General features: G+C 70.3%; 9 protein-coding genes. 6 read left to right on the forward strand and 3 right to left on the reverse strand.

The window, feature by feature from the left end; genetic code table 11:
- The first annotated feature begins 243 nt into the window (after window positions 1-243).
- Together ACTHK2_RS16435 and ACTHK2_RS16440 are read left to right on the forward strand one after the other, a co-directional pair.
- Window positions 244-1,998, forward strand: a complete 1,755-nt coding sequence (locus ACTHK2_RS16435) for a copper resistance system multicopper oxidase (protein WP_440246812.1) — start codon at window positions 244-246, stop codon at window positions 1,996-1,998.
- 191 nt (window positions 1,999-2,189) lie between these two features.
- Window positions 2,190-2,924, forward strand: coding sequence for a copper resistance protein B (locus ACTHK2_RS16440; RefSeq protein ID WP_440246813.1), 735 nt, complete (start codon window positions 2,190-2,192; stop codon window positions 2,922-2,924).
- Here the strand turns inward: ACTHK2_RS16440 and ACTHK2_RS16445 are convergent.
- Both ACTHK2_RS16445 and ACTHK2_RS16450 read right to left on the reverse strand, forming a co-directional pair.
- On the reverse strand, window positions 2,921-3,976 hold the full coding sequence (locus ACTHK2_RS16445; protein WP_440246815.1) for a hypothetical protein: 1,056 nt from the start codon (window positions 3,974-3,976) through the stop codon (window positions 2,921-2,923). The two genes, ACTHK2_RS16440 and ACTHK2_RS16445, sit on opposite strands and share 4 nt — an antisense overlap.
- Entirely contained in the window at window positions 3,973-4,740 is a 768-nt protein-coding gene (locus ACTHK2_RS16450; protein WP_440246817.1) for a CsgG/HfaB family protein, read from the reverse strand. Before ACTHK2_RS16450 ends, ACTHK2_RS16445 begins: the two co-directional genes overlap by 4 nt.
- A gap of 132 nt (window positions 4,741-4,872) precedes the next feature.
- Here ACTHK2_RS16450 and ACTHK2_RS16455 point away from each other — a divergent pair, with 132 nt between their 5' ends.
- Window positions 4,873-6,219, forward strand: a complete 1,347-nt coding sequence (locus ACTHK2_RS16455; protein WP_440246819.1) for a replication-associated recombination protein A — start codon at window positions 4,873-4,875, stop codon at window positions 6,217-6,219.
- Between the two features lie 110 nt (window positions 6,220-6,329).
- On the opposite strand, the gene ACTHK2_RS16460 is transcribed toward ACTHK2_RS16455, so the two are convergent.
- A complete protein-coding gene (locus ACTHK2_RS16460) occupies window positions 6,330-6,947 on the reverse strand; it encodes a TetR/AcrR family transcriptional regulator (RefSeq protein WP_440246821.1) in 618 nt (205 codons plus the stop codon).
- 69 nt (window positions 6,948-7,016) lie between these two features.
- Between ACTHK2_RS16460 and ACTHK2_RS16465 the strand changes: the two genes are divergently transcribed.
- From ACTHK2_RS16465 to serS, 3 genes are all read left to right on the forward strand, one after another.
- On the forward strand, window positions 7,017-8,300 hold the full coding sequence (locus ACTHK2_RS16465) for an MFS transporter (RefSeq protein WP_440246822.1): 1,284 nt from the start codon (window positions 7,017-7,019) through the stop codon (window positions 8,298-8,300).
- A gap of 101 nt (window positions 8,301-8,401) precedes the next feature.
- Complete coding sequence (locus ACTHK2_RS16470) at window positions 8,402-9,583, forward strand: MFS transporter (RefSeq protein WP_440246823.1); 1,182 nt, start codon at window positions 8,402-8,404, stop codon at window positions 9,581-9,583.
- A 49-nt stretch (window positions 9,584-9,632) separates the two neighbouring features.
- The gene (gene serS, locus ACTHK2_RS16475; RefSeq protein WP_440246824.1) at window positions 9,633-10,910 is read left to right on the forward strand and encodes a serine--tRNA ligase; all 1,278 of its coding nucleotides are present in this window, start codon (window positions 9,633-9,635) and stop codon (window positions 10,908-10,910) included.
- The last annotated feature ends 61 nt before the right edge of the window (window positions 10,911-10,971 follow it).

Here is a 10,971-nt window from a genome sequence, read left to right on the forward strand (position 1 = left end):
GCTGCGCCTGTGCCTTCGTGCATGCGATCGGCGATATCGCGCCGATCGGTTGCGCGTCCAGCAGCCCCGCATCGACGCCGATCGCGCTCGCACCGGACGCGCGTGCGCCCGGCGGCGTCGATCCGCCGCCGCTGCGACCACCGATCGCCTGAGTTCCGGCGACAGGGCGCGCGCGACGCATCGTCGCGCGCCTGTTTTTTTCGCGCGGCGTCGCCGCCGCGCGCATCGATCCGGACTCATGTCATGAAATTCCCCTCTGCCGGCTCGCGCCGGCTTCCCGTGCTGCCGTCGCGGCGGCGTTTCGTCCAGGGCGTCGCCGGCGGCGCCCTGCTGGCCGCGTGCGGCTTCGCGCGCTCGCGTGCGCGCGATGCGCAGGGCGTGCTGTCGGGCACGCGCTTCGACCTCGAGATCGGTGCACGGACGGTCGATTTCACCGGCCATGCGCGCCGCGCGGTCGTCGTCGACGGCAGCCTGCCAGGGCCCCTCCTGCGCTGGCGCGAAGGCGACACGGTGACCGTGCGCGTGCGCAACGCGCTCGCCGAGCGCAGCTCGATCCACTGGCACGGCATCGTGCTGCCCGCCGACATGGACGGCGTGCCCGGGCTTTCCTTCATGGGCATCGAAGCGGGCGGCAGCTACACCTACCGTTTCACGTTGAACCAGGCCGGCACCTACTGGTACCACAGCCATTCGCGTTTCCAGGAACAGCTCGGCCTGTATGGCCCGATCATCGTCGAGCCGCGTGCCGGCGAGCGCTTCCCGGCCGAACGCGAGCACGTCGTGCTGCTGTCGGACTGGACCGACATCGACCCCGAGCACATCTACGCGACGCTCAAGAAGCGCAGCGACTACTACAACTTCGGCAAGCCCACCGCCGGCGACTTCCTGCGCGATGCGAGCGCGCAAGGCGTGTCCGCGGCGCTCGCCGCGCGGCGCATGTGGAACGAGATGCGCATGAACCCGAGCGACCTCGCCGATGTGTCGGGCCACGTGTACACCTTCCTCATGAATGGTGCGACGCCGGCGTCGAACTGGACCGGCCTGTTCGAGCGCGGCGAGCGCGTGCGCCTGCGTTTCATCAACGGCGCGTCGATGACGTTCTTCGACGTGCGCATCCCGGGCCTGAAGCTGCGCGTCGTCGCGCACGACGGCCAGGACATCGACCCCGTCACCGTCGACGAATTCCGCCTCGCCCCGGCCGAAACCTGCGACGTGATCGTCCAACCCGGGGACGATGCCCACACGATCTTCGCGCAGGCGATGGACCGCTCCGGCTACGCGCGCGGCACGCTCGCGCCGCGCGCCGGCATGGTCGCCGAAGTGCCTGCACTCGACGCACGCGTGCTGCTCACGATGGGCGACATGATGGGCACGATGGAGCACGGCGCGCACGGCATGCCCGGCATGAAGGGCATGGAAGGCGGCTGTGGCGCGTCGATGCCGCACATGGACCATGCGGCGATGGGCCACGCGTCCAAGGCCGCCGTGCAGCACGCACCGGCGGAGTACGGCCCGTTCGTCGACATGCGCGTCGACACGCCGCGCGCGAACCTCGACGATCCCGGCGTCGGCCTGCGCGACAACGGCCGCCGCGTGCTCACCTACGCGGACCTGCGCTCGGTCACCGCGCCCATCTCGCCGGACGTCGGCCGCGAGATCGAGCTGCACCTGACCGGCCACATGGAGCGTTACGTCTGGAGCTTCGACGGCAGGAAGTTCTCCGATGCCGAGCCGCTGCGCCTCGCGCACGGCGAGCGCGTGCGCATCGTGCTCGTCAACGACACGATGATGACCCACCCGATCCACCTGCACGGCATGTGGAGCGAACTCGAATCACCCGACGGCGAGTTCCTCGCGCGCAAGCACACGCTCGTCGTGCAGCCCGCGCAGAAGATCGCCTACCGCGTCAGCGCCGACGCGCTCGGGCGCTGGGCCTACCACTGCCATCTGCTCTACCACATGGAAGCGGGCATGTTCCGCGAGGTGGTGGTCGCATGAGCGCGCTTCGTTTCGCTTTCCCGCTGGCCGTTTCGTTCGCCACGACGGTGGCGGTACGAGCTCAGGACACGGACGCGACGCATGAGGCGCACGACACGCACGACGTGCACGTGGCTACGCCGGTTGATCATCACGGGTCGCCGCGCGGACGGAGCGAGGACGCTCCGGAGCATCCGCAGCATGAGCCATCGATGCCCGCTGCCGACGCGCAGCCGCCTTCCGGCCACGTCGCGCCGCCGCCTCCGCAGCACGTGATGGGCCCGATGACGCCGGCGCAGATGATCGACGTGATGGGCATGGATGACCGCGCGTGGTGGGGCCGCGCGGTGGTCGACCGCCTCGAATACACCGACGGCAGCACGCTCGGCTGGAGCCTGCGCACGGATTACGGCGGCGATGTCGATCGCGTGCAACTGCGCAGCGAAGGGGAACGCGCGGACGGGCGGATCACGCACGGCGACGTGGAGCTGTCGTGGAGCCGCGCCGTCGCTCCTTACTGGAATTCGGCAATCGGCGTGCGCCACGACATCGGCGAGGGCGCGGACCGCAGCTGGGTCGCCTTCGGCGTGCAGGGGCTCGCCCCGTACTGGATCGAAGTCGCGGCCACCGCCTACGTGGGCGCGCATGGTCGGACCGCCCTGCGGTTCGAAGCGGAGTACGAGGCCCTGCTGACGCAGCGCTGGGTGTTGCAGCCGCGCATCGAGCTCGATGCCTACGGCAAGGACGACCCCGCGGCGCGCACCGGTTCCGGGCTCGCCGACGCGGCATTGGGCCTGCGCCTGCGGTACGAGGTCACGCGCGGCTTCGCGCCGTACGTCGGCGTGGAATGGGCGAGGCGGTTCGGCCGCAGCGCGGACTACGCGCGCGCCGACGGCGACGACGCCGACGAGGTGCGCTGGGTCGCGGGCCTGCGCCTCGTGTTCTAGCCGCGTTGCTCCAGCTGCTCGAGCAGGCGCTCGGGCGACACGTCGCTCGGCGGCGGCGCCATCTCGAGCGGCTCGTAGCCGGGCGGCAACTCGAACGTCGACGCCTCGATCGCCACATCGGTGCGGATGCGCAGCCGCGCCCGGCCGCTCGCGCTGCCGTCGCGATAGCAGACGCGTTCCAGGCTGATCGATGGCGGCCGCGCAGGCTCGCGCGCGGCTTCCGGCTGCAGGCTTGCGATGCCGGCGCCGAGGCCCGCGCCGACCTTCGCGATGCGCGCGAGCCGGCGCGCGGCGCGCGGTTCGAGTGCGAGCGATTCGACCGTCGCGAGGCAGTCCTCGCGCAGCACGGTATCGCCGCGAAGGATCCGCTCGCGGATGCAGGAGCGCCCGTCGATCGTCTCCGCCGTCGCGCCGCGCTCGGTCTTCGTCGTCGACCATTTCACCGCTGCATCGGCACCGGCCGGCGCATCGCGGCCCGCGCTCGCGGCCGTGCGTCCGCCGCGCCGCCGCAATACCTGGCCGGGCGCGTCCGCGCGATCACCGGTCGCCGACGGTGCGGACGCCATCTTCTGCGCGCAGCGAAGCGCGGCGTCGGCGTAATCCGGGTCGGCCATGCCCATCGCGGCCATTTCGGGGCAAGCGGCGACCTGCGCCTGGCGGTACGCCTCGATCATCTGCGCGGTGCTCGATCCGGTGATCGCCTGGGCCTGCTTGTCCGCGTGCAGCAGAACGCTTCTGCCGACGTCGCTGGTGAAATCGACCCCGTCGTCGTCCGACTCGAGCGTCATGTAATTGCGTGTGTCGTGCATCAGCTGGTACATGAGCTGCTCGCCGTCGTCGAACAGCGTCGACATCGTCGAACCTTCCACGTCCATGTCGATGCGTGCGTGGAGGCCGCTCAGCGCCATGCGTTCGAAGTCGGTCGCGCACGGCCCCTCATGCGTGTACTCCAGCAGCGTCGCCGCGCCGGCGGGGCAGGCGAGCAACAGCAGGACGAGTGCGCGCGCCGCGGCGGCGGCCGGGCGTGCGGGCGGCGTGGGAAAGTCGTTCATCGCTGGCCTCCGTCGAGCTGGATCGCCTTGCGCGTGCCTTCGAGGCGTCGCTGTTCCTTGTCGACGTACGCGGCAAGGCAGGCATTGCGCGAGACCATCGTGCACTCGAGGTAATCGATCGCCTCGATGATCGCGGCGCGCACGACCTTGGCGAGCGCCTCGCTGTGCAGCGCCTCGTAGCCGAACCCCGCGCCACCCGCGGCGAGGCTCAATGACGAAGCGGTCCGCGTGGTGCGCCCCTCGATCGCGCGTGCCTGCACGATCTCGCCGGTGCTGGTATCGACCACGCGCAGGTCGATCGCGAGGTAGGCGGTGCTCGGTTCGCGCGAGCCGCCGAGGCCGCCGAAGAAGCCGCGTGCGTGCTTCTTCTCGACGCCTTCCTCGAACGCGGTCACCGTGCCCATGACGAGATAGTCCGCGCCCGTCAGCTGGCCGATGCGCGCACCGTCACCGGGGCGCAGGCGGCCGGCGGCGGCGAGGTCCTGTTCCTCGAGGACCGCCTGCAGGCGGCGGCGCTCGACCACGGTGAAGGCCGGGCGAGCGGCGAGTTCGCTGGTGAGGATGTTGGTGAGCACGCGGCCGACGCCTCCCTGGAAGGGCATGGCGCCGGTCTCGTCCTGGAACTTCAGCACGCCGAGCACGGGCTTTTTGCCATCGGCGGCGCGGCAGGTCGCCGGCATCGACGCCAGCGACGATCCGATCGCCAGCACGCAGGCGAGCAGGCCCCGAGCCGCCGCATTACGGATCCGTCGTTTACCGTTCATGATCTGCTGCACGCCACGTCACGCCTCGCGCCGACCTTTCTTCAAGTACGGAGCGGCGCGCGCAAACCCATCACGCGGCAGCCGCGCGCGAGGGCCGCCGCCGGCGGGACGGCTTTTCCGTATGATTCCCGGATGGTCCGTCGCAAAAAACCGCTCGCCAGTGGCTTGTTCAACGAATCGGAGGGCCTCAAGCCGCTCGCCGAGCGCATGCGGCCCCGCTCCCTCGAAGAGGTCGTCGGCCAGCCGCGGCTGCTCGCGCCGAACACGCCGCTGCGGCGTGCCGTCGAGTCGGGTCATGTCCACTCGATGATCCTGTGGGGCCCGCCCGGTTGCGGCAAGACGACGCTCGCGTTGCTGCTCGCCAGGTACGCCGACGCCGAGTTCCGCGCGATATCGGCGGTGATGTCCGGGCTGCCGGACGTGCGCGCCGCGCTCGCCGAAGCCGAGACGCGCTATGCGCAGGGCATCCGCACCGTGTTGTTCGTCGACGAGGTGCATCGCTTCAACAAGGTGCAGCAGGACGCGTTCCTGCCGTACATCGAGCGCGGCGTGATCGTGTTCGTCGGCGCAACCACCGAGAACCCCTCGTTCGAGCTCAACTCCGCGCTGCTGTCGCGCTGCCGCGTGCACGTGCTCGACGCGGTGCCGGCCGAGGCGATCGTCGCGGCGCTGAAGCGTGCGCTCGCGGACACCGAACGCGGGCTCGGCGCGACCGCGCTGCGCGTCGACGACGCCGCGCTCGAGGCGATGGCGCGCGCCGCCGACGGCGACGTGCGCCGCGCGCTCACCTTCCTCGAGATCGCCGCCGAGCTCGCCCATGACGGCGTCGTCGACAGCGCCACGCTCGAGCAGGTACTCGCCGATCGCACGCGCCGCTTCGACAAGGGCGGCGAGCAGTTCTACGACCAGATCTCGGCGCTGCACAAGTCGGTGCGCTCGTCCGATCCCGACGCCGCGCTGTACTGGCTCGCGCGCATGCTCGACGGCGGCGTCGATCGCGCCTACCTCGCGCGGCGCATGACGCGGATGGCGGTCGAGGACATCGGCCTCGCCGATCCGCGCGCATGGCGGATGGCGCTCGATGCCTGGGAAACCTACGATCGCCTCGGCAGTCCCGAAGGCGAGCTCGGCCTCGCCGAGCTCGCGCTCTACCTCGCGGTCGCGCCCAAGAGCAATGCCGCGTATGCCGCGTTCAACGACGTACGCGGTGTCGTGCGCGAGACGGGAACGCTCGAGGTGCCGATGCACCTGCGCAACGCGCCGACCAAGCTCATGAAAGGCCTCGGCTACGGCGCCGGCTACCAGTACGATCACGACGCCGAAGGCGGCGTCGCGCTCGACCAGCAGTGCCTCCCCGACGCACTCGCCGAGCGCACGTTCTACGAACCGACCGAACGCGGCCTCGAAGGCAAGTTTCGCGACAAGCTCGAAGCGTTGCGCGTCGCGCGGCGCAAGGCGCGGGGTGCAGCCGAGGGCTGAGGGCCCAAGGCTGAAGAGCCGCGCTGCCCTCGATCCTCAAAGGCCCGTCGACCCCGTAGGGCGGTACGCGCGCAGCGCGTGCCGCCGACCGCCCAACCGCCCCTCAGGCCTCACCGACGCACGCACGCATCGATCAGGCATTGCGCCGCCACGGCGAGCGACCGCGCCGGACCGCCCTTGCCGAACAGCTGGCCGCTCGCGAACGCGCCCTCGAGCAGCAGCAGCAGGCCGTCGCCGAGCGTCTGCGCGTCGCGCGCGCCCATCTGCTTCGCCATCGCGACGAGGCGGTCACGCAAGGCGCGCTTGTGCGCCTCGGCAACCTTGCGCGCGGGATGGCCAGGCTCGGGATATTCCACCGCGGCGTTGGTCAGGCCGCAGCCGCGATAGCCCGCTTTCGTCGCGCGTTGCCCCAGGCCCTCGAAATAGGCGAGCAGTTGCGCACGCGGGTCGTCCGGGTGTTCGGCGGCACCGGCATCGAAGCGTTCCCAGAAGGCAGCGTCGTAGTCTTCCAGATACGCAGCGGCGAGCTCGTCCTTGGAAGCGAAGCTGCGATACAGGCTCGGTTTGGTCACGCCGGCGCGGCTGACGATCTCGTCGACGCCGATCGCGCGGATGCCTTCGCGATAGAACAGTTCGCGTGCGCTCTCGCGGATGCGGTCGGCCGCGCGTGGCGGGGCGGCGGAAGGCTTCGGGCGGGCAGGGCTGGATCGGGACGCGCGATTCTTCATGGCGGCAGTTGACGTAGAGACGTACCGGTCAGTAACATTCGCATCCTCGCGGACGTACCTGTCAGTAACATGATGATAGCCCTTGCGCGCCGGCTTGGCCAGAACTACGCATTCGTCGCCACTGCGGTGGTGTTCCTGTCGCTGCTCGTCGCCGCTGGCCTGCGTGCGACGCCGGGCGTGCTGATCGTGCCGCTCGAACACGCATTCGGCTGGAGCCGCGACGTGATTTCGCTGTCGGCGGCGATCGGCATCTTCCTGTACGGGCTCGCCGGCCCGTTCGCGGCCGCGCTGATGCAGCGCGTCGGCATCCGCACCGTGCTCGTCGCCGCGCTCGCCCTGATGGCGGCGTCGAGCGCGGCGAGCGCGTTCATGACCTCGCCGTTGCACCTCGTGCTGACCTGGGGCGTGTTCACCGGCATCGGCACCGGTTGCGTCGCGGTCGTGCTCGGTGCGGCCGTCGTCAACCGCTGGTTCGTCGAGCGACGCGGACTCATGATGGGCCTGCTCACCGCGAGCGCGGCGACCGGCACGCTCGTGTTCCTGCCGCTGCTCGCCGCGCTCGCGCAGCACGACGGCTGGCGCACCGTCGTCGTCGTCGTCGCGGCCGCCTGCGCGATCCTCATTCCGCTCGCGCTGTGGCTGCTGCCCGAGCATCCCGCCGACGTCGGCTTGCGGCCGTACGGCGCACCCGCGGACGCGCCCGTCGCACGCGCGTCCACACCCTCCGGGAGCCTGCTGCATTCGACCTTCGGCACGCTCGCGCGCGCATCGCGCGATCGCAACTTCTGGTTCCTGTTCTGCACGTTCTTCATCTGCGGCTTCACCACCAACGGCCTCGTCGGCACGCATTTCATCGCGATGTGCAGCGATCGCGGCCTCGGCGAAGTGCAGGCGGCCGGCCTGCTCGCCGCGATGGGCGCGTTCGACCTCGTCGGCACGACGCTGTCGGGCTGGCTCACCGACCGCTACGACGCGCGCAAGCTGCTGTTCGCGTACTACGGCCTGCGCGGAATCTCGCTCGTGTTCCTGCCGTTCTCGGATTTCTCGTTCTACAGCCTCGGCGTGTTCACGGTGTTCTACGGCCTCGACTGGATCGCGACCGTGCCGCCGACCTTGCGCCTCGCCAACGACGCCTTCGGCGAGCGCGATGCGCCGGTCGTATTCGGCTGGATCGTCGCCGGCCACCAGCTCGGTGCCGCCTGCGCCGCGTTCTTCGCCGGCGCGATGCGCACGATCCAGGGCGACTACTTCTATGCCTTCATCATTGCCGGCGCGACCGGCGTGGTCGCGGCGCTCCTCGCGTTGCAGGTTCGTGCGCGCCGCGGTGGGAGCGCCGGACTCGTGCCCATCTGAGCCGCACTGACGCGCGCTTCGATATCCGCGTCCGCCTTGCGTAATAATCGCGGCATCGCCGGGGGAGGAGCCGCGAGCATGGCCGTGCAGGAAACGAAGCGATGATCCGCGGCATCCGTTCGCTGCCGCGCACGGTCTGGCTGGTCAGCCTGATCAGCCTCGTCAACGACGCCGCGAGCGACATGATCTATCCGCTCGTGCCGCTCTATCTTGCCTCGGTGTTGATGGCCGGGCCGAAGGCGCTCGGCCTCATCGAAGGCATCGCCGAAGCGGTCTCGAGCGTGCTCAAGCTGTTCGCCGGCGCGCTCGCCGACCGCAGCGGCAAGGTGCGCGCCTGGGTCATCGCCGGTTACGGCATCGCGGGCTTCGCGCGTCCGCTGATCGGTCTCGCGACGAGCTGGCCGGGCCTGCTCGCCTGCCGTTTCGCCGATCGCGTCGGCAAGGGCTTGCGCTCGGCGCCGCGCGACGCGCTGATCAGCCTCAGCGTCGAGCCCGGCCAGCGCGGGCTCGCGTTCGGCTTCCATCGCGCGATGGACAATGTCGGCGCGGTGGTCGGTCCGCTCGCCGCGGCCGCGCTGCTCGCGGCGGGCCTCGGCCTGCGCAACGTGTTCCTGCTCGCGGCCGTGCCGGCGGTCGTCGTGCTCGTGCTCGCGTTCGCCGTGCCCGAGCCGGAACGCCCGGCGGCATCGTCGAAGGAGCCGCTGCGCTGGAAACTGGCCGACCTGCCGGCGCCGTTCCGTCGCTATCTCGTCGCGCTCGCGCTGTTCACGCTCGGCAACTCGTCGAACATGTTCCTGCTGCTGCGCGCGAACGAGCTCGGCGCGAGCGCGACGCGCACGACGTTGATGTGGGCGCTCTATTCCCTCGTCGCGGCACTGCTGTCGACGCCGCTGTCGGCACTGTCGGATAGTTGGGGCAGGGCGCGCGTGCTCACCGTCGCCTGGCTCGCCTATGCGGTCACGTATCTGGCGATCGGCCTGCTGCCGGTGGCGGACTGGGCACTCTGGCTCGCGTTCGCCGGTTACGGCGCGGTCACCGCGGCGCTCGAAGGCACCGAAAAGGCCCTCGTCGCCGACCTCGTGCCGCGCGCGCGCATCGGCAGCGCCTACGGCTGGTACAACCTCGTCGCCGGCCTGCTGTTGCTGCCCGCATCGCTGCTGTTCGGCGAGATCTGGTCCAGTGTGTCGCCGTTCGCCGCGTTCGCGTTCGGCGCCGGCTGCGCGTTCGCCGGCGTCGTGGTGCTGCGCACGTGGGTCGGGCCGACCGGGCGAGACGCGAATTGAAGGGCTCTTCCCTTATAATTCGCGGCTTTCCCCACGTCCCGGAACGCCCATGCTCGACCCCGCCCTGTTGCGCGGCCACCTCGCCGACACCGCCCGGCGCCTCGCCGCGCGCGGCTACACGCTCGATACCGCCGCGTTCGAGGCGATCGAGGCCGAACGCAAGCGCGTGCAGACCGAGACGCAGGAGCTGCAGAACCTGCGCAACACGCGCTCGAAGGCGATCGGCCAGGCGAAGGCGAAGGGCGAGGATACGACGGCCCTGATGGCCGAAGTCGCGGGCATCGGTGATCGGCTCAAGTCGAACGAGCAGGCGCTCGCCGAGGTGCAGGAACGCCTCGCCACGCTCTCGCTCGGCATCCCGAACCTGCCGCACGAATCGGTGCCCGAAGGCGGCGACGAGACGGCCAATGCCGAACAGCACCGCTGGGGTACGCCGCGCACGTTCGACTTCGCGGTGAAGGACCACGTCGAACTGGGCGCGCACAAGGGCTGGCTCGACGGCGATACCGGCGCGAAGCTCTCCGGTGCGCGCTTCACCGTGCTGCGCGGCGAACTCGCGCGCCTGCATCGCGCGCTCGCGCAGTTCATGCTCGACCTGCACACCGGGGAGCACGGCTACCTCGAATGCAACGTGCCTCTGATCGTCAACGCGGATGCGATGCACGGCACCGGCCAGCTGCCGAAGTTCGAGGAAGACCTGTTCGCGACCGAGGTCGGCGAGACGAAGCGCTACCTGATCCCGACGGCCGAGGTCTCGCTCACCAACATCGTGCGCGACGAGATCGTCGAGGCCGATGCGCTGCCGCTGCGCATGGCCGCGCATTCGTTGTGCTTCCGCGCCGAAGCGGGTTCGCACGGTCGCGATACGCGCGGCATGATCCGCCAGCACCAGTTCGAGAAAGTGGAACTCGTGAGCATCGCCAAGCCCGGCGAGAGCTTCGACGAACACGAACGCATGACGCGCTGCGCCGAAGTCGTGCTGGAGAAGCTCGGCCTGCCCTACCGGCGCATGCTGCTCTGCACCGGCGACATGGGCTTCACCGCGACCAAGACCTACGACCTCGAAGTCTGGCTGCCATCGCAGGGCACCTATCGCGAGATCTCCTCGTGCTCGAACTGCGTTGACTTCCAGGCGCGCCGCATGCAGGCGCGCTGGCGCAATCCGGACACCGGCAAGCCCGAACTCGTGCACACGCTCAACGGTTCCGGCGTCGCGGTCGGCCGCGCGCTGATCGCGGTGATGGAGAACTACCAGAATGCCGACGGCTCGATCGACGTGCCCGCGGCGCTGCGCCGCTACATGGGCGGCGCCGAACGCATCGCGTGATCTCGACAGGGTCCGCGGCGGCGCAGGGCGACCCCCCGGACCCGAGGTTGCCCGCACACAA

It is taken from the genome of Dokdonella sp. (assembly GCF_051958935.1).
In the GTDB taxonomy this organism is placed as follows: domain Bacteria; phylum Pseudomonadota; class Gammaproteobacteria; order Xanthomonadales; family Rhodanobacteraceae; genus Dokdonella_A.